This window comes from Acidovorax sp. Root217 (genome assembly GCF_001428645.1).
GTDB lineage: Bacteria > Pseudomonadota > Gammaproteobacteria > Burkholderiales > Burkholderiaceae_C > Acidovorax.
Genome location: NZ_LMIH01000006.1, coordinates 346,284 through 363,345, shown reverse-complemented (window position 1 = coordinate 363,345; position 17,062 = coordinate 346,284). Strand labels below are relative to the sequence as shown.

The window sequence follows — 17,062 nt, the reverse complement described above, 5'->3', positions numbered from 1 at the left end:
CAAGAACATTCCATCCGAGGAGACAGCATGAAGAAGACAAACGGCGCCATCTGCGCCCTGCTGGCCTGCGCGCCGGCGTTCGCCCAGACCGCATCGACCAGCCCATCCGCCGGCAGCCTCACGCTCTACGGCGTGGTGGACCTGGGCTTGCGCCACGCCAGCGGGCTCACGGCCGCCAACGCCCCCGCACCGGGCTCGCACCACAGCCTGGGCAGCGGCATCCACACCACCAGCCGCTGGGGCGTGCGCGGCAGCGAAGACCTGGGCGGTGGTGCCCGTGCGCTGTTCAACCTGGAAAGCGGCCTCAACGCCGATACCGGTGCGCCCGCCAACAGCGCCAAATACTTCGACCGCGCCTCGTGGGTGGGCCTGCAGGCGGGCTGGGCCACCGTGGCGCTCGGCCGCCAGACCACGCTGCTGGCCGATGCGATCTCGCCCGTGGACCCGCTGTCCATGCGCTTCGCCAGCTTCAACCCCAACATCGGCGTGACAGCGCTGAGCCAGCACGGCCTGGGAATCGAGTACGGCAGCGCGGGCGCCAATACCGGCTCCTACCGGCTGGACAATGCGGTCAAGCTCACCGGCCGCTTTGGCGGCCTCACGGCGCGGGCCATGCTGGGGGTGGGCGAGGTGGCATCGCAATCGTCGGCCCTGTCCTCGCACGGCCTGGGCCTGGCGTATGCGGATGGCGGCTTCACCGTGTCCGGCGCCTGGCAGACCTTCAAGGACGCCAACCTGCGACCGCTCGATGCGGCCACGCTGGGCGCTGCGTACCAGTGGGGCAGCGTGCGCCTGGCCGCGAACGCCGGGCGCAGCAAGGCGAAGACCGGTGCGGCCACGCACACCGAACAGCGCGTGCTCTCGGCGGGCGCCACCTGGGCGGCGCTACCGCTGCTGGACCTGACCGCCACCTACTACAAGATCGACCGCACACGCACCGCCGCAGCAGACGATGGCTACGGCCGCATGGTGGCCTTCGCCGAATACAAACTGTCGCGCCGCACGCGGGTCTACGCCGAACTGGACCACACGCGATGGCGCAACGGCTTCCAGGGTGCAGCCAACAAGCGCGTGGCCACCGGTGTTTCCGCCGGGGTCATGCACAGCTTCTAAGCCAGGCCCTACACGAACTTGCCCATGATGCCGCCGTCCACCACCAGTTCGGTGCCGGTCACGTAGGCCGATGCATCGCTGGCGAGGAAAGCGCAAGCGTGGGCCACGTCCCAGGCCGTGCCCATGCGGCCCATGGGCACCTGGCGGGCACGCGCGGCGCGCGCCTCGTCCAGGCTGGTGTCCGAGAACATCCTGGCCACCGTGTTGGCAATGCGCGGCGTGTCGATCAGTCCCGGCACCACGGTGTTGGCGCGCACGCCCTGGCCCGCGTACTGCTGCGCCACCATGCGCGTGAAGTGCGTGACTGCGGCCTTGGTGACGCCATAGGCCAGGTGCGGGTAGCCCAGGTAGCGCATGCCCGCGATGGACGAGATGGTGATGATGGAGCCTCGGCCGCGCTCCACCATGCCAGGCAGCACCTCCTGGCAGGCCAGCAGCAGGCTACCCACGTTCACGCCGTGGATGCGCTCGAAGTCCTCGGCGCTGGTCTCCAGCGGGCCGCCGGTCTTTCCAATGCCCACGTTGTGGTGCAGCACGTCGATGGCGCCGCCGAAGCGCTCGCGCGCCTCGGCGAACAGGCGCTTCACGTCCGCTGCCACGGCCACGTCGCCCACGAAGGTGGCGGCCGTGCCGCCCTCGGCGTGGATCAGCGCCGTGGTCTCTTCGGCCGATGCTGCGTCGCGGTCGGCCACGCAGACGCTGGCGCCCAGGCGCGCGTAGGTCACGCAAGACGCCCGGCCGATGCTCCAGCCCGGGCCGGCCGAGCCACCGCCGGCCACGAAGACCACGCGGCCAGACAGGTCCAGCGGCAGGGCGGGTGGCATATTCTTCGGCGCGCTCATGGTGCCAGCCCCACGGTCATGCCGCCGCACACGTAGACCACCTGGCCGGTGGTGAAGCCCGCACGCGCATCGAGCAGCGATGCCACGAGGTGCGCCACCTCGTCGGGCTGGCCCATGCGGCGCACGGGGATGGTGTCCAGGATGCGCTGGGTGGCCGGTGCGCCGGGCGGATTCACGCGTTCGAAGAGTTCGGTGGCAATCGGCCCGGGGGCGATGGCGTTGGCGGTGATGCCGTCGGCGCCGAGTTCCAGCGCCAGGGTGCGCGTGAAGCCGTGCACCGCTGCCTTGCTGGCCGAATAGGCGATGCGCTCGCCCTTGCCCAGTGCGGCACGGCTCGAGATGTTGACGATGCGGCCGAAGCGCGCCGCGCGCATGGCGGGCAGCAGCGCCTGCACGCACGCCATGGACGCCGCCAGGTTGACGGCCATCACGGCCTGCAGGTCGGCACTGGTGGTCGCATCGATGCCGGCCGGGCGCACGATGCCTGCGTTGTTCACCAGGCGGGTGATGGGCCGCGCGGCCACGGTGCGGGCCAGCGCGTCGCGCAGGGCGGCCTCGTCGGCCAGGTCCACCTGCACGAAGGTCTCGCACTGTGCAATGGCCTCGGGCGCGGCGATGTCGAAGTTCACGACATGCAGGCCATCGGCCATCAACCGCGTGGCCACGGCGCGGCCGATGCCGCGGCTGGCGCCGGTGACGAGCACCGTGCCTTCCTGGCCGCCGCTCATGCCTGGCCGTCCTTGCCGCCGACGAAGGGAATCGCGTGCTCGATGGTGTCCCAGATGAAGCGGCCCGAGGGGCTGTTCTGCTCCTCGACGATGTGCGCCACCAGCCCGGCCGCGCGCGAGATAACGGCGAAGCCGCGCATCACCGCGGCAGGCACGCCGATCTCGCCGAGCAGCGCGGCCACGGCCCCCGTGGCGTTGATGGTGATAGGGCGCCCCGCCACCTCGTCGACGGCCTGGGACAGGGTCTCCAGTGCACGGATCTTGTCGCCCTTCAGTTCGGCCTCGGCGCGGCCCATCTCCAGCAGCTTGTAGGCGCGCGGATCCACCGGCTTGTGCAGGTGGTGACCGAAGCCCGGAACCGGGGATTTGAGGCCCTTGTAGTGGCGCGCGATGGCCAGGGCCTCGGCAGCGGGGTCGGCAGCGGCCGCGATGCGGTCGAGCAGGCCGGCGCAGTTCTCCATGGTGCCCACAAAGGAGCTGCCCACGGCCAGCAGGCCGGCCGATACGGCGCCCTGCAGGTTCTCGGGCGCGCTCATGTAGATCAGTCGCGTGGCGATGGCGCTGGGTGTGAGGCCGTGCTCCATGAGCACGATGAGCACCACGTCGGTAATGCGCAGGTCCACGCCGCGCGGCGCGCGGCCCAGGATCTGCATGAGCATCACCTCGGTGAAGGTTTTCTTGCCCATCAGGTCCTCGACCAGGTTCGCATCGCGGTAATGCAAGCTGGTGAGGGTGTGGGTGCACAGGCTGGTGACGGGGGGCTTGGCGGATGGGGCGGTCATGGGGCGGGTTCCTTCAGGCGGTGGGGGCAAGGGCAAGGGCCGCATCGCGCACGGCGGACTTGAGCACCTTGCCCACGAGCGAGCGCGGCAGGCTGTCATGAAAATGGATGTGCTTGGGTGTCTGCACCGGGCCCAGGCGCTCGCGCACGAAGGCGATCAGCTCGGCCTCGCTGGCCTGCTGGCCGGGGCGCAGCTGCACGGCGGCCTGCACGGTCTCGCCCCACTTGTCGTCGGGCAGGCCGAACACGGCGCATTCGTGCACCGCCGGGTGCTGGCCCAGGGCGTTTTCCACGTCCACCGGGTAGACGTTGAAACCGCCGGTGATCACCATGTCCTTGAGCCGGTCCTTGAGGTAGAGGTAGCCACGAGCGTCGATGAGCCCGCGGTCGCCGGTGTGCAGCCAGCCGTCCACCAGGGTTTCGGCGGTCTTCTCGGGCAGGCGCCAGTAGCCGGTCATCAGCAGGTCGCCGCGCGCCACCACCTCGCCCACCTCGCCCGTGGGCAGCAGGCGGCCGTCGGGCGCCATGATGGCCACGTCACTGAACCAGGTGGTGCGGCCCACCGCGGCCCAGTTGGCCGGGTCTTCGAAGTCTGCGGGCTGCATCACGGTGAGGATCTGCGGCGCCTCGGTCTGGCCATAGGTGGTTCCCAGCACGGGGCCGAAGAAGTCGCGCACCTGACGGATCTTCTCGGGCGGCATGGGTGCGCCGCCATAGATGAGCCGGCGCAGGCGCGGAAAGTCTGCGCGCGAAGCGCCCGGCAGCGCCATCAGCATGTAGACCAGCGTCGGCGGCATGAAGCACACCGTGCCGCCGCGCTCGCGGAAGGCCGCGCGCACCGCCTCGGCACCCGCGCCGCCCAGCACCACGTGGCAGCCGCCCTGCGCCAGGATGGGCAGCAGGTAGGTGGAGGTGCCATGCGTGATGGGCGCGGCCACGATGTAGCGCTCGTGCTCGTCGAAGCCCCAGGCATGGATCTGGTTGCTGATGTTGGCCATCCACGCGCGGTAGGGCTGCATCACGCCCTTGGGTGCGCCGGTGGTGCCGCCCGTGAACTTGATGGCCTGGGTGGCGTCGTCCGGCAGGTCGATCACAGGGCGCTGCGCGCCGGCATACGCCTGGGCCAGGCCCGCGAGCGTGGCCGCGCTGGTGGTGTCGCCACCCGCCAACACCCGGGCGCCCGGTGCGCCTTCGAGCAGGTCGGCGCAGGCCGCGTCGAGCACCAAGATGGAGGGCTCGGTCGCGTCGACGATACGCCGGATCTCGGGCCGGGTGCTCTTGGGGTTGAGCGGCACCCAGACCTTGCCGCAGGCCAGCACGGCCAGCAGCGCAGCGATGTGGTCGGCGCTGTTGCCCGCGCAGATGCCCACGCGGCTTTGCGGCAAAGGATCGAGTGCGGTGAGACCCGCAGCGAGGGCCGCCACGCGCGCGGCCAGCGCGTCGTAGCGGATGGCGCCCTCGGGAGCATCAATGGCGATGCGGTCGGGCCAGCGCTGGGCGGCGCGCCAGAAGAAATCGATGGGGAACATGGAGGGCAGGTAATCCTGGGTTGAGATTCGATGAACAGCGTCACAAGCGGCGGGCAAAGCCCAGCGAAGCGGTCCTGGCTAGGCGTTCCGTCGCAGGCAGTACGGTCAGTACGACAAGACGGAACAACGACGCCAGGAGGGCTTTTCCCGTCGCCTACTCCGCGGTGGCGCCGGAGGCCTTGACGACTTCACGCCAGCGCTTGATCTCGGCGGCGGCAAAGCTGCGCATCTTGTCGGGCGTGCCGGAATCGGGGGTAGCGGCCAGCTCCTGCAGGCGGTTGCGCACCTCCGGCAGGGCCAGCACCTTGTTGAGGGCGGTGTTGAGCTGCTCGACCACGGGGCGCGGCGTGCCCGCGGGCGCGGCCAGCGCGAACCACGACTGCACGTCGAAGCCGGCATAGCCCGACTCGGCCAGCGTGGGCACGTCAGGCAGCAGGGGCGAGCGCTGGGCGCTGGTAATGGCAATGGCGCGCAGCTTGCCGGCCTGCACGTGCGGCAGGGCCGAGGGCGTGTTGTCGAACATCGAATCCACCTGGCCGCCGAGCAGGTCGGTGACGGCCGGGGCGCTGCCGCGGTAGGGCACGTGCAGCATCTTGAGCTGGGACTGCATCTTGAACATCTCGCCCGAGAGGTGGATGGACGAGCCGCTGCCCGAGGACGCGAAGGTGATGCCGTCCTTGGACTCCTTGGCGTAGCGCACGTAGTCGGCCAGGCTCTTCACCGGCAGCTTGGGGTTGACCACCAGGATGTTCGGGATCTTGGCGATCATGCCGATGGGCTCGAAGTCCTTGACCGGGTCGTAGCCGAGCTTGGGGTACAGCGTGGCGTTGATGGTGTTGGCGATGGTGTAGACGTACAGCGTGTAGCCGTCGGCCGGGGCGCGCGCCACGTTCTCGGCGCCCACGTTGCTGTTGGCGCCCGCGCGGTTGTCCACCACCACGGGCTGGCCGAGCTGGTCGCCGAGCTTGACGGCCACCAGGCGCGCGATGACGTCGGTGGCGCCACCGGCCGCATAGCCCACGACGAGCTTCACGGGCTTGGTGGGCCAGTTGGTGGTCTGTGCCTGCAGGGGCAGTGCGGCGGTGCAGGCGATGGCAGCGGCGGCCAAAGCCAGAAGACGCCGGCGCGGCGCGGTGGTGGTGTGCGAGGTCATGTCTTGTCTCCTGGGTGTTTCTGAAAATCCCGTCTTGGCGCCCCGGCGGCGTGGCTCTGCGGCACACTGCATGCTGGTTGCATCGACGGACAAATTCTTTCCCATGCCTTCCCGACCCGCGAATCGAATCGTCCGCCTGCCGGACGTTCCATCCTCCACCTTGCCCGTGGCAGACGCCACCGAGGACCACGGCAGCCGCACGCTGCGCCGCGGCCTGCAGGTGCTCGACGCCGTGCTCGCCAGCGGCCGCGAGGGCTTGCGCGTGATCGACCTGTGCCGCGCTGTGGGGCTGGAGCGCGCCACCGTCTACCGCCTGCTGGCCACGCTGCTGGAGGGCGGCCATGTGGCCCGGCGCGGGCGTTTTCGCTACATGGCCGGACCCCGCATGGCCGCCCTGGCCGCGCCCGCCGCCCTGCCCAACATGGCCATGCGTTTGGCACCCGTGCTGGAGCGCGTGAGCCGGGCCTGCGGCGATGCGGCCTTCGCCATCGTGCGCGAGGGCGCCGCATCGCACTGCATCGCACGCCATGTGGGCACGCACCCGGTGCAGATCCTGGTGATCCAGGTGGGCACGCGCCAGCCCCTGGGCGTGGGCGCGGCCGGCCTGGCGCTGCTGGCCGCGTTGCCCGATGGCGAGGTGGACGCCGCCATCGCGGCCAACGCACAGGAGCTGCCACGCTACGGCGGCATGACACCCGAGCGCTTGGCCATTCTGGTGCGCGCCACGCGCGAGCGCGGCTGGTCAGTGGTGGGCAACCACGCCACCCAGGGCGTGCTGGCCGCGGGCATGGCCGTGCGCAATGCCGATGGCGCACCGGTGGCCGCCATCAGCGTCGCATCGACGCTGGACCGCATGCCGCGCGAGCGCCAACAACTGATTGCCCGCTGGATGCGCGAGGCGCTGGCCGCGCTGCTGCCCAACGGGGTGTGACCTGGCACCGGCCAGGGAGTCTCAGCCTGCGCTCGCGCGCTCCTCAACGGGCGCCTCGGCGCAGTGGCTGCCGCGTGCCGCATCCAGGCCAACCAGGCCCTCCCGCAACAAGCCTGCCAGCCACTGTGCGAGCAGTTCCGTGCCCGGCATCGCCCCCAGCGCCTGCAGGCGGTCGCAGGCCTGCTCCACCGAGGCCCCCGCCTGCAGCAGGTGGATGAAGACCGCCTCCTGGGCGCCCAGCGAGCGAAAGTGCGGCTGGTGGCCCTTGCGCCACACCAGCAAGGTGACAGGCGCTGGCAGCGCCACCGCCTCGGGCACGTCTTCGTCGGCGTGGATGGCATTCCACAGCGCGACGGCGTTGGTGGCCAGCGTGCGCAGCAATGCACTGGGGTGCAGCACCCCTGCGCGTGCCAGCCAGGGGCCGGCGAAAGGAGCCGTGGCCGCGTCCAGTGCCGGCACGTCCGCCCCGTCGAAGCGCGTGCGCAGGTCCCAGTCGAGCTGGGCCAGTTCGTGCAGCTCGGGGTTGTCGGGGTAGAGCGTGCGCAGGGTGCCGACAAAGCCCTCGCCATAGCGGTTGAGGCTGCGCGCCGTAGGCGGGTGCGCCACGGCATGCTGGCGCGCGTGGTCTTCGAACGTATCCGAGCCCAGGTAGAGCCAGGTCTTGGCGTAGGTGTCGGCCAGCACCTCGGACAGCCGCGCACGGTAGGCATGGTGGTAGATGCCCAGGCGGCCCGTGACCGGAGCCTCCGCGTCGAGGGCTTGCAGTGGCTCGGCCAGGATGCGGTCTGCCAGGTTCTGCTGCAGCACCTGCAGTGGCGGGGCAAACGACAGCGGGCCACGCGGCCAGGGCGCAGCGGCCGGTCCTGCGATACCGGCCGGTGTCACATGCGCCGCAGCGATGGACCGCGCCACGTCCATTTCGCCCAGCAGCTCGGCCAGCGGCGGAATGCGGTCGTCGCGCTCGACCATGGTCGCCACGGCGCCGAAGCGCTCGCAGGCCCGCGCATACAGGTCCCACACGGGCTGGGCCACGGGGTGGTCGTGCGTATCGATGATGTGGTCACCCTGGTCCGAATGGCCGGCCAGGTGGATCTGCTGTACGCGGTGCGCGGGCAGCGCATCAAGGTAGGTGAGCGGGTCGAAGCCGTGGTTCACGCTGCTCACGTAGATATTGTTCACATCGACCAGCAGCAGGCAGTCGGCCTCCTGCGCGATGTGGGCCAGGAACTGCCATTCGCTTGCGCTGTCGCCGGCATAGCGGATGTAGCTGGAGACGTTCTCCAGCACCAGCCGGCGGCCCAGAACGTCCTGCGCGCGGCGGACCTGCGCGATCACATGGCGCGCCGAGGCATCGGTATAGGGCAGCGGGTACAGGTCGTGCAGTTGCTGCTGCGGCCCGGGGCCGATCCAGCACAGGTGGTCCGATACCCACAGCGGCTCAATGCGCTCGGCCAGCGCCTTCACTTGGCGCAGGTAGGCAATGTCCACGCCCTGCGCCGCACCGATGGACATGGCCACGCCGTGCATGGCCATGGGGTAGTCGCGGCGCAGCGTGTCGAGCACCGCCAGCGGCTTGCCGCCCTCGATGAGGTAGTTGTCGGTGATGATCTCCAGCCAATCCAGCGGCTGCGGGCCGGCCAGAAAATCCGCGTAGTGGGCGGTGCGCAGGCCCAGGCCGAAGCCGGTGCCGCGCACGGCGATGGGGTCGTGTGCCATGGTGCGCAGGCGGCTGCGCCGTGGCGCAACCGCCAGGGGCATCACCCCTTGATATCGCCAATGGTGCCCTTCTCGCTCAGGCATTGCGCGGCCGTCTTGGCCTTGAAGCCATGGCCCTTGCAGGCATTCTGGCCCTTGCAGCTGTGCTCGGCGGTGGAGCAATCGCTGTTGCCCTTGCAGTCGTGCACGTTGTAGCAGTGCACCTTGTCGTTGGCGGCGACGGCCCCGCCCTTGGAGCCCTTGGGGGCGTCGGCGGCAAAGGCACCGGAGGACAGGGCCAGCAGGGCGGCGGCCAGGGCGAGGGAAGCGGCGGATGGGTTCGAGGTGGACAGCATGGTGGAAGACTCCGTAAAGGTGAGGGAGGGTCGAAACAGGGGGTTTCAGATCGCACGGCGCCGTGCTCTCTGCCTGTTACTTCGCTCCATCCACCCTGCGGGTTACATGCGGCGCCACAAATATTTGCGGCGCATCCCAAACACGTGTCAGCCCGAGGTCTGGGTCACCGAAATGTCGGTATGCACCAGCGACACCGGGTAGCGCTGGCCGGCCAGGTAGTCGGCCAGGCACTGCAGCAGCAACGGGCTGCGGTGGCGCTCGGGGCAGGCGCGGATCTCGTCGGCCGTCATCCACACGGTGCGCACGATGCCTTCGTCCAGCGTGCGCCAGGCGTGGTACGTGCCCAGCGTGCCGGCAAAGGCAAAACGCAGGTAGGTCAGGTCGTCGCCCGTGCGCGTCTTGGTGAAGCGGTTGAGGTACACACCGATGAGGTGTGTGGGCTCGAAATCGTGTGCGGTTTCTTCGAGCACCTCGCGCGCGCAGGCGCTGGGGGGCGACTCACCGGGGTCCAGGTGGCCGGCTGGGTTGTTCAGCTTGAGGCCATCGGTGGTTTCTTCCTCCACCAGCAGGAAGCGGCCATCGCGTTCGATCACGGCAGCCACGGTGACATTGGGTTTCCAGCGGTTCGGCATGCCAGCCATTATGACCACGGCCTGCGACAGATGCCCGGCCCGTGGCGCCGTTCAAACAAGCCCAATGGCGTACGCAAGGCGCTGGCTAGGGAGCCAGCGTTCGCACCATGTACACGGCCCCCTCGCCGTAGCTTGCCAGCCGCTCACGCTGCTGTGCATCGGCCAGCGGCTGCACGGCGTAGCCATGGTGCTCCCAGTAGCCCTGCGAGCCCTGCACCGAGACCAGGGCGGTGTACCGCAGCCCCCATGCCGCGCCCTGCGCCCACAGCGGCGCAAGCAGCGTCTGCGCCAGGCCCTGGCCTGCGCAGGCCGGCAGCACCGCCATGTCGTGCAGGTACAGGGTGTCGGGTGCGCCGGGCGGGCCCTCGAAGTCGCCGTGCAGCGGCGTGACCTTGCCCTGCACCGAGCGGTAGGCCGCCAGGTAGGCGCAGACCTGGCCGGCGCGTTCGAGCACCAGCGAGCAGTTGACCGGGCTGGCGAGCCGGCGCGCAAACACCTCGCCGCTTTCGACAAAGCCCGCGCCATAGCAGGCCAGCTGCACCTGCAGCAGACCGGGCAGGTCGTGCAGCTGCAGAGCGCGCGGCGCACCAGGAGAAGAAGAGGAAGCGGTGGAGTTCAGCATGCAGGCGCCGCATTATCCCTGGCACATGACCTGCCATGTCATCGACGCCGGCAGGGCAGCCGCGAAGAATGGCTTGCGTCGGATGCCTGCCTGCATCCGCCACCCTTTGTTTTTATTCCGTTCGTTCAACTTCTCTGGAGCAGCCACCATGAACACCGTCGAATCCCCTGTCCTGAACGCCGCCACTTCGGCCTCCGGCATCGCCGCACGTTACCTGAGCGCGTGGAACGCCACCGACAGCAGCGAGCGGGATCGCCTGGTGCGCGAGGCCTTCAGCAGCGAGGTGCACTACCTCGACCCGATGATGGAAGGCAGGGGCCATGACGGCATGGCGGCCCTGATCGCGGGCGCGCAGCAGCGTTTTGCCGGTTACCGCTTCGCGCTGCTGGGCACGCCCGAGGGGCACCACAGCGTGGTGCGCTTTTCCTGGGCGCTCGCGGCCCCGGGGGCCGAACCCGTGGCGCGTGGCACCGACGTGGCCGAGGTGGACGCCGACGGGCGCCTGCGCCGTGTCACCGGCTTTCTCGACTACGTCGCGGGCTGAGCTTCAGTGCGGGAGCACGGGGGGTTGCACGAAGTCTTCAAGGGACAGGCCCTTTTCCTTGAGCAGGGCTTCGAGCACGGGCTGCAGCCGGCCCAGGCTTTCCTGCACCGCTTCGCGCACCGTGTCCACCACCACCTGGGTGCTGCGCTCGATCTCGATGTTCAGGCGGTCGCCAGCCTTCTTGCCCTCGAACACCGTGGCACGGCGGGTCTCGGGGATCAGCCAGACCTCGAACCAGCCTTCGGAGCGGTTCACTTCCGACACGGTGAGGCTGGCGCCATGGATGGCGATGTAGCCCTTGGCGAACACATACCTGCGGAACTCGGGCGGCACGGCCACGCGCCACACCAGGTTGTTGTCGAACTCGCGCACGCTGGCCAGCGTGCCCGAAAAATCGATGTGGCCCGACAGCGGGTGGCCGCCGATCTCGGCACCGTCCTTGGCCGCGCGCTCCACATTCACGCGGTCGCCCTGGCCGTAGCTGCCCAGCGTGGTGATGTTCAGGCTCTGCTGCATCACGTCGAAGTTGGCCTGTGTGGGTGAGAGGATCTCGGTCACCGTGAGGCACACGCCATCGGTGGACACACTGGCACCAATGGCCAGGTCCTGGCAGAAGCCCTCGGGGAAATCGAGCGTGAAGGTGCGCAGGCCTGCGCGGTCATGGATGGCGGCAATGCCTGCCGTGGCTTGAACGATGCCTGTGAACATGGTGGCGCGGCTTTCGGGGTGGGGCCGCCGATTTTGCCACCCGGCCCCACGCCGCGCTGCCCGCCATGAAAAAGGGCTGCCACAGGGCAGCCCTTTGTGCAGCGAGCGCAGCGCTTACTTCGCGCGCAGCAGCTCACCCGCTTCGAGCAGCACCAGTTCGTTGTCGTCGGCCTTGTTCGGCTCGCGGCTGGAGCTGAAGGGCAGGTTGTTGTCATTGCCGACCACGATGTGCGTGCCGTCCACCACGTCCACGTTCTCGATGGTGAAGAACGGGAAGGTGAGCACACCATTGTTCAGCGGCTTCTTCGCCAGGCGCCTGGGGTCATGGATGGCCATCAGGTCGATGTAGCCCACCTTGCGCAGCGGGCCGCCGACGTTGGCATCGGTCAGCTCGATCTTGTAGACGCGCTTGAACTTGGCCAGGTCGTGGAAGCAGTCCGCGCGCTTGACGCCTTCGGGGCAGGCCTTGTCGGCCGTGCCTTCGCCGTTGTCGCGCTCGATGATCAGGCCGGTGGTGGCGTCGATCATGTTGAAGTCGCCGATGGCGTGGTGGTTGGCTTCGAGCACGTACTTCCAGTGGCGGCCGGTCCATTGCTCGGCCTTCACGTCGAACTCCAGCACGCGCAGGTACGGCTTGCCGTCCACGGCTTCGTAGGCCTTGCCGGCCTCGTTCCACAGCGGGCCTTCGAGCAGGGCGTAGAGCTTGCTGCCGTCCTTGGACGAGGCCATGCCTTCATAGCCTTTGGAGCGCTTGACCTCGAAGGCAGGGGCCTTGGCGTCGGGCGCGCCGGCCGTGGTGATGGCCGGGTGGTCGGGCGAGCGCACGAGCTTGCCGTCCACCTGCGTTTCGAACACGGCGAGCACGCGGCCCGACAGGTCGGCCTTTATCAGATAGGGCCCGAACTCCTCGCCGATCCACAGTGCGCCACCGGCGAACTGGAAGCTCTCGGGATCGAAGTCCGCGCCCGTGAGGTAGCGCTTGTCCGTGCCTTCGTGGGTGATGCGAAACGGCACCTTCTTGTCCGGGTCGTGCAGGAACACGGTGGCCAGGCGGTTGAACTGGCCGGCCTTGAAGTCCACGCTGTAGTGGCTCAGGTGCAGCATGAAATCGGGCGAATTGGCCTTGGCACCGGCGCCGTTGTCCGTGAGGATCCAGAACGAGCCGTCGGCCATGCGCTTGATGCCCGAGTGGCCCTGCAGCGGCTGGCCCGCGAAGGGCAGCGAGATGCCGGTGGGACGGCCGCCCGAAATGCCTTCGACCGAGCCCAGCGTTTCCACGCGCTTGGGCGTGGTGAACTTGCCGCTGACCTGCAGGTCCTGAGGTGCGTCCTTGGGCGCGGGCACCAGCGTCATTGCGGGCATCACGGCATGGCCGGCCAGTGTGGCGGGGTAGGCCTGCTGGGCCAGCGCGGCGGTGGACGAAGCGGCGGCGCACACCAGCAGGGCGCAGGCGGCGAGGGTGGAAAGTCGGGACATGGTCACTCGCTGCAAATGTAAGTAAAGCGGCGACGATGCCCGGTCCGCATGACGGGCACGTGACATCGGTCCACACCGCGACGGCCCGCTAGCCTTCGATGCGCACTGGCGTGCCCACCGCCACCCGTTCGAACAGGTCCATCACATCCGCATTGGCCATGCGCACGCAGCCGTGCGAGGCGGGCACGCCCAGCGGCGTGCCATCGGGGCAGCCGTGGAGGTAGATGTAGCGGCGCAGCGTATCGACCGCGCCGCCGCGGTTGAAACCCGGCTCGCAGCCCGCGAGCCACAGGATGCGGCACAGGATCCAGTCGCGCCCCGGATGCTGCGCCGCGAGCCCGGGCGAGTACCGCTCGCCCGTGGGCCGGCGTCCCACGAAGACGGTGGCGGCATCGCAACCCGCCCCCACTTTGGCGCGCACGCGGTGCAGGCCGCGCGGCGTGCAACCGCTGCCGTTCAACTCGCCCACCCCATGCAGCGCCGTGGAAATGGCGTAGCTGCACACCAGGGCATCGCCCTCGCACAGCTGCAGTTGCTGGCGCGGCACGCTGATGTGCACGTGCACGCTGCCGGGCCCTGCCTGCGTCATGGCGATGGTGCGGGCGGCAGGTAGGCGCCGGTAGCGAAGAGCTGCGCCTCGGCGCTCTCGATGCGGCCGATGCCGGGCTTGCCAGCACGGCTGACCAGCAGGCCCAGCAGTGCCTCCGACAGGGCCTGCGCACCCGCGATGGAAGGAAAGAACGAAGGGCTTTGCGTGGAGAACAGCAGCACCTCGTGCGCCAGCAGGGCCAGCGGAGAGGCGGGCGAATCGGTCAGCGCCAGCACCTGACAGCCCGCTTCGCGCGCCTGGCGCGCCACGGCGATGGCCTCGCGCGAATAGGGGCTGAAGCTGATGACCACCACTGCATCACCCTTGTGCAGGGCGCGCAGCTGCATCTCCAGCGAGCCACCCATGCCGTCGAGCAGGTGCACGTTGTCGCGGAACAGCCGGTACACGTACATCAGCGAATAAGCCACTGGGTGGCAGGCGCGAAAGCCGGCCACGTGCACGGCGCGCGCCTTCTCCAGCAGCGCGGCGGCGCGCGGCAGGGCCTCGCCGTTGGCATGCTCGGTGGCGTCCAGGTTCTGGTGGTGCACCGCGAAGATCTCGCCGGCCAGGCCGCCGCCGTCGCGTGCGCGGTCCACCAGGCTGCGCGCCTTGTGCGCATAGGGCTCCGAGCCCAGGCCCATGTCCTGTACCAGCGCTGCCTTGAGCTCGGGCCAGCCGTCGAAGCCCAGCAGTTGCGCAAAGCGCACCAGCGTCGCGGGCGGGATCTCCACGCGTGCGCTCACCGTGCGCATGGAGGCGGTCACCACATCGTTGGGGTGCTCCAGCACGAAGCGCGCGGCCTTCTGCTGCGTGGCGGTCATGCCGTCGAACCGGGCTCGGAGGGTGTCTTTCAGGCCCATGGCGGGTGGCGGTGCGTGCGCAGGAGTTGTGGTCGCAGCACTGTAGCGGATCGCCCCATGGTGCAAGTGTTCCGCCCTGCCGCAACATAAAAACATATGTTCCATTTAATTTGTTTTTACGGTACATTTGTTCCATCGCTGTTTGCACCTGTTCCGGAGACCTGGCATGACCCACGTTTTTCACCGCCACCTTCAGCACACCCCGCCCGTGGCCGTGGGCGGGCAGGGCATGTTCCTGCGCGATGCCGCGGGGCGCGAGTACCTCGACGCCTCGGGCGGGGCAGCCGTGTCGTCGCTGGGCCATGCCCACCCCGACGTGCTGGCCGCCATGCATGCGCAGATCGACCGGCTGGCCTATGCCCACACCAGCTTCTTCACCACCGAGGTGGCCGAGCAGCTGGCCGAGCAGCTGGTGCGCACCGCCCCGGCGGGCACCAGCCATGCCTACTTCGTGAGCGGCGGGTCCGAAGCCGTGGAGGCTGCGCTCAAGATGGCGCGCCAGTACTTCGTGGAGATCGGCCAGCCCGAGCGCACGCACTTCATCGCGCGGCGCCAGAGCTACCACGGCAACACCCTGGGCGCACTGGCCGTGGGCGGCAATGCCTGGCGGCGCGCGCCGTTCGCGCCCATCCTGGTGGAGGCCACGCACGTGGCGCCCTGCTACCCCTACCGCGAGCAGCATGCCGGCGAGACGCCCGAGGCCTATGGCCTGCGCCTGGCGCGCGAGCTGGAAGAGGCCATCGTCGCGCACGGCCCGCGCACGGTGCTGGCCTTCGTCGCCGAGACGGTGGGCGGCGCCACGGCCGGCGTGCTCACGCCCGTGCCCGGCTACTTCAAGGCGGTGCGCGAGGTCTGCGACCGCCATGGCGTGCTGCTGATCCTGGACGAGGTGATGTGCGGCATGGGCCGCACCGGCACCCTGCACGCCTGCGAACAGGAGGGCGTGGTGCCCGACCTGATCACCGTGGCCAAGGGCCTGGGCGGCGGCTACCAGCCCATCGGCGCGGTGCTGGCGCAGCGGCACATCGTTCAGGCCATGTCGCAGGGCAGCGGCTTTTTCCAGCACGGCCACACCTACCTCGGTCACCCGGTGGCCTGCGCCGCCGCGCTGGCGGTGCAGCAGGTGATAGAGCGCGACGGCCTGCTGGCCAAGGTGCGCGAGGACGGCGCCTTCTTGGGCCAGGTGCTGCGCGATGCGCTGGGCCAACACCCGCACGTGGGCGACATCCGCGGACGCGGCTTCTTCTGGGGTGTGGAGCTGGTGGCCGACCGGGCCAGCAAGGCGCCGTTCGACCCTGCGCAGAAGGTGCACTCGCGCATCAAGAAGAAGGCTATGGACCTGGGCCTGCTGTGCTACCCCTTCGGCGGCACGGTGGACGGCAACGTGGGCGACCACGTGCTGCTGGCCCCGCCCTACATCGCCTCGCGCGAGCACCTCGTGTCCATCGCCGCGCTGCTGGCCCAGACCATCGACGCCGTGACCCTGAGCGCCGCGCTGCCGCGCCAGCCCAGCCCCTGCTGATCTCCATCTCCCGAACCATCCCTGCCCCTCCCCTGACCTGACCTGACCTGAAAGGTGCTCCCATGCCGATGAAGACCCTGACGAAGACGCTGCTCCCCGCCACCCTGGCGCTGGCCACGCTGCTGGCCGGTGGAACCGCCCGGGCCCAGAGCCCTGCGGGCGGCACGCTCAAGAAGATCCGCGACAGCGGCTCCATCACCTACGGCCACCGCGAAGCCTCGTTCGGCTTTTCGTACCTGGATGGGGGTGGCAAGCCGGTGGGCTACAGCATCGACATCTGCAACCGCATCCTGGAGGCCATCAAGGCCGAGCTCCAACTGCCGCAGATCACCGTGAAGTACCAGAACGTGACCTCGCAGAACCGCATTCCCCTGGTCACCAACGGCACGGTGGACATCGAATGCGGCTCCACCACCAACCTCATCGAGCGCCAGCAGATGGTCGCCTTCTCGCCCGACATCTTCCGCTACAACGTGCGCATGGCCGTGCGCGCGGACTCGGGCATCAAGGGCGTGACCGACCTGCAGGGCAAGTCGGTGGTGGCCACCAGCGGCACCACCTCGCTGCGCCTGCTGCGCGAGGCGGACAAGGGCAAGAACCTGGAGATCACGCAACTGGCGGGCAAGGACCACACCGACTCCTTCCTGATGGTCGAGACGGGCCGGGCCGCGGCCTTCGTGCTCGACGACATCCTGCTGGCCGGCCTGATCGCCACCCACCGCAGCCCCAAGGACTTTGCCATCGTGGGCGAAAACCTTCGCACCGAGAACCAGTCGCTGATGCTCCGCAAGGACGACCCGGAATTCAAGGCGCTGGTGGACCGCGTGATCACGGGCATGATGAAGTCGGGCGAGATGGAAAAGCTGTACACCAAGTGGTTCATGGCACCCATCCCGCCCAAGAACGTGAGCATCAACTACCCGCTGAACGCCGAGACGCGCGAGGCCTTCGCCAACCCCAGCTCCAAGGGCATCTGAGCC

The 17,062-nt window shown here is 69.2% G+C and carries 18 protein-coding genes; 5 read left to right on the top strand and 13 right to left on the bottom strand.

Annotation, left to right across the window (positions count from 1 at the left end; translation table 11 throughout):
- Positions 1–27 precede the first annotated feature (27 nt).
- Positions 28–1,113 carry a porin gene (locus tag ASE31_RS05755; protein ID WP_057200565.1) on the top strand — a complete coding sequence of 362 codons (1,086 nt, stop codon included), beginning with the start codon at positions 28–30 and terminating at the stop codon, positions 1,111–1,113.
- Between the two features lie 8 nt (positions 1,114–1,121).
- Here the strand turns inward: ASE31_RS05755 and ASE31_RS05750 are convergent, their stop codons facing one another.
- The 5 genes from ASE31_RS05750 to ASE31_RS05730 form a co-directional block, all read right to left on the bottom strand.
- A complete protein-coding gene (locus ASE31_RS05750; RefSeq protein WP_057200564.1) occupies positions 1,122–1,955 on the bottom strand; it encodes an SDR family NAD(P)-dependent oxidoreductase in 834 nt (277 codons plus the stop codon).
- The gene (locus ASE31_RS05745) at positions 1,952–2,683 is read right to left on the bottom strand and encodes an SDR family NAD(P)-dependent oxidoreductase (RefSeq protein ID WP_057200563.1); all 732 of its coding nucleotides are present in this window, start codon (positions 2,681–2,683) and stop codon (positions 1,952–1,954) included. Before ASE31_RS05745 ends, ASE31_RS05750 begins: the two co-directional genes overlap by 4 nt.
- On the bottom strand, positions 2,680–3,465 hold the full coding sequence (locus tag ASE31_RS05740) for a citryl-CoA lyase (protein ID WP_057200562.1): 786 nt from the start codon (positions 3,463–3,465) through the stop codon (positions 2,680–2,682). Before ASE31_RS05740 ends, ASE31_RS05745 begins: the two co-directional genes overlap by 4 nt.
- A 13-nt stretch (positions 3,466–3,478) precedes the next feature.
- Positions 3,479–4,993, bottom strand: coding sequence for a class I adenylate-forming enzyme family protein (locus ASE31_RS05735; RefSeq protein WP_057200561.1), 1,515 nt, complete (start codon positions 4,991–4,993; stop codon positions 3,479–3,481).
- Positions 4,994–5,147: 154 nt separating this feature from the next.
- On the bottom strand, positions 5,148–6,146 hold the full coding sequence (locus tag ASE31_RS05730) for a tripartite tricarboxylate transporter substrate binding protein (protein WP_057200560.1): 999 nt from the start codon (positions 6,144–6,146) through the stop codon (positions 5,148–5,150).
- 103 nt (positions 6,147–6,249) lie between these two features.
- Here ASE31_RS05730 and ASE31_RS05725 point away from each other — a divergent pair, with 103 nt between their 5' ends.
- Entirely contained in the window at positions 6,250–7,077 is an 828-nt protein-coding gene (locus ASE31_RS05725; protein ID WP_057200816.1) for an IclR family transcriptional regulator, read from the top strand.
- Between the two features lie 21 nt (positions 7,078–7,098).
- Here ASE31_RS05725 and ASE31_RS32035 read toward each other — a convergent pair whose 3' ends face one another.
- The 4 genes from ASE31_RS32035 to ASE31_RS05705 form a co-directional block, all read right to left on the bottom strand.
- Entirely contained in the window at positions 7,099–8,793 is a 1,695-nt protein-coding gene (locus tag ASE31_RS32035) for a DUF692 family multinuclear iron-containing protein (RefSeq protein WP_162261377.1), read from the bottom strand.
- Between the two features lie 41 nt (positions 8,794–8,834).
- Positions 8,835–9,128, bottom strand: a complete 294-nt coding sequence (locus ASE31_RS05715) for a hypothetical protein (RefSeq protein ID WP_007850748.1) — start codon at positions 9,126–9,128, stop codon at positions 8,835–8,837.
- Positions 9,129–9,275: 147 nt separating this feature from the next.
- Entirely contained in the window at positions 9,276–9,761 is a 486-nt protein-coding gene (locus tag ASE31_RS05710) for an NUDIX hydrolase (RefSeq protein ID WP_057200815.1), read from the bottom strand.
- Between the two features lie 85 nt (positions 9,762–9,846).
- On the bottom strand, positions 9,847–10,383 hold the full coding sequence (locus ASE31_RS05705; protein WP_057200559.1) for a GNAT family N-acetyltransferase: 537 nt from the start codon (positions 10,381–10,383) through the stop codon (positions 9,847–9,849).
- A 148-nt stretch (positions 10,384–10,531) separates the two neighbouring features.
- Here ASE31_RS05705 and ASE31_RS05700 point away from each other — a divergent pair, with 148 nt between their 5' ends.
- On the top strand, positions 10,532–10,927 hold the full coding sequence (locus tag ASE31_RS05700) for a nuclear transport factor 2 family protein (protein ID WP_057200558.1): 396 nt from the start codon (positions 10,532–10,534) through the stop codon (positions 10,925–10,927).
- A gap of 3 nt (positions 10,928–10,930) precedes the next feature.
- Here the strand turns inward: ASE31_RS05700 and ASE31_RS05695 are convergent, their stop codons facing one another.
- The 4 genes from ASE31_RS05695 to ASE31_RS05680 form a co-directional block, all read right to left on the bottom strand.
- Positions 10,931–11,635, bottom strand: coding sequence for a riboflavin synthase (locus ASE31_RS05695; protein ID WP_057200557.1), 705 nt, complete (start codon positions 11,633–11,635; stop codon positions 10,931–10,933).
- A 114-nt stretch (positions 11,636–11,749) separates the two neighbouring features.
- Positions 11,750–13,111: an esterase-like activity of phytase family protein gene (locus tag ASE31_RS05690; protein WP_057200556.1), complete on the bottom strand. Its 1,362-nt coding sequence runs from the start codon at positions 13,109–13,111 to the stop codon at positions 11,750–11,752.
- 88 nt (positions 13,112–13,199) lie between these two features.
- Complete coding sequence (locus ASE31_RS05685) at positions 13,200–13,700, bottom strand: L,D-transpeptidase (RefSeq protein WP_057200555.1); 501 nt, start codon at positions 13,698–13,700, stop codon at positions 13,200–13,202.
- Positions 13,697–14,560 (bottom strand): MurR/RpiR family transcriptional regulator, encoded by an 864-nt coding sequence (locus ASE31_RS05680; RefSeq protein WP_057200554.1) that lies wholly within the window; start codon positions 14,558–14,560, stop codon positions 13,697–13,699. Before ASE31_RS05680 ends, ASE31_RS05685 begins: the two co-directional genes overlap by 4 nt.
- 166 nt (positions 14,561–14,726) lie before the next feature.
- Between ASE31_RS05680 and ASE31_RS05675 the strand changes: the two genes are divergently transcribed.
- Both ASE31_RS05675 and ASE31_RS05670 read left to right on the top strand, forming a co-directional pair.
- The gene (locus tag ASE31_RS05675; RefSeq protein WP_057200553.1) at positions 14,727–16,082 is read left to right on the top strand and encodes an aspartate aminotransferase family protein; all 1,356 of its coding nucleotides are present in this window, start codon (positions 14,727–14,729) and stop codon (positions 16,080–16,082) included.
- Between the two features lie 62 nt (positions 16,083–16,144).
- Positions 16,145–17,059, top strand: a complete 915-nt coding sequence (locus ASE31_RS05670; RefSeq protein ID WP_157412368.1) for an amino acid ABC transporter substrate-binding protein — start codon at positions 16,145–16,147, stop codon at positions 17,057–17,059.
- Positions 17,060–17,062 lie beyond the last annotated feature (3 nt).

Bases quoted from the DNA above. Each gene is read 5' to 3' on its own strand.
- ASE31_RS05705 (WP_057200559.1), bottom strand. From the start codon at position 10,383: ATGCTGAACTCCACCGCTTCCTCTTCTTCTCCTGGTGCGCCGCGCGCT.
- ASE31_RS05750 (WP_057200564.1), bottom strand. From the start codon at position 1,955: ATGAGCGCGCCGAAGAATATGCCACCCGCCCTGCCGCTGGACCTGTCT.
- ASE31_RS05715 (WP_007850748.1), bottom strand. From the start codon at position 9,128: ATGCTGTCCACCTCGAACCCATCCGCCGCTTCCCTCGCCCTGGCCGCC.
- ASE31_RS05695 (WP_057200557.1), bottom strand. From the start codon at position 11,635: ATGTTCACAGGCATCGTTCAAGCCACGGCAGGCATTGCCGCCATCCAT.
- ASE31_RS05740 (WP_057200562.1), bottom strand. From the start codon at position 3,465: ATGACCGCCCCATCCGCCAAGCCCCCCGTCACCAGCCTGTGCACCCAC.
- ASE31_RS32035 (WP_162261377.1), bottom strand. From the start codon at position 8,793: ATGGCACACGACCCCATCGCCGTGCGCGGCACCGGCTTCGGCCTGGGC.
- ASE31_RS05675 (WP_057200553.1), top strand. From the start codon at position 14,727: ATGACCCACGTTTTTCACCGCCACCTTCAGCACACCCCGCCCGTGGCC.
- ASE31_RS05730 (WP_057200560.1), bottom strand. From the start codon at position 6,146: ATGACCTCGCACACCACCACCGCGCCGCGCCGGCGTCTTCTGGCTTTG.
- ASE31_RS05690 (WP_057200556.1), bottom strand. From the start codon at position 13,111: ATGTCCCGACTTTCCACCCTCGCCGCCTGCGCCCTGCTGGTGTGCGCC.
- ASE31_RS05700 (WP_057200558.1), top strand. From the start codon at position 10,532: ATGAACACCGTCGAATCCCCTGTCCTGAACGCCGCCACTTCGGCCTCC.
- ASE31_RS05680 (WP_057200554.1), bottom strand. From the start codon at position 14,560: ATGGGCCTGAAAGACACCCTCCGAGCCCGGTTCGACGGCATGACCGCC.
- ASE31_RS05670 (WP_157412368.1), top strand. From the start codon at position 16,145: ATGCCGATGAAGACCCTGACGAAGACGCTGCTCCCCGCCACCCTGGCG.
- ASE31_RS05685 (WP_057200555.1), bottom strand. From the start codon at position 13,700: ATGACGCAGGCAGGGCCCGGCAGCGTGCACGTGCACATCAGCGTGCCG.
- ASE31_RS05710 (WP_057200815.1), bottom strand. From the start codon at position 9,761: ATGCCGAACCGCTGGAAACCCAATGTCACCGTGGCTGCCGTGATCGAA.
- ASE31_RS05745 (WP_057200563.1), bottom strand. From the start codon at position 2,683: ATGAGCGGCGGCCAGGAAGGCACGGTGCTCGTCACCGGCGCCAGCCGC.
- ASE31_RS05725 (WP_057200816.1), top strand. From the start codon at position 6,250: ATGCCTTCCCGACCCGCGAATCGAATCGTCCGCCTGCCGGACGTTCCA.
- ASE31_RS05755 (WP_057200565.1), top strand. From the start codon at position 28: ATGAAGAAGACAAACGGCGCCATCTGCGCCCTGCTGGCCTGCGCGCCG.
- ASE31_RS05735 (WP_057200561.1), bottom strand. From the start codon at position 4,993: ATGTTCCCCATCGATTTCTTCTGGCGCGCCGCCCAGCGCTGGCCCGAC.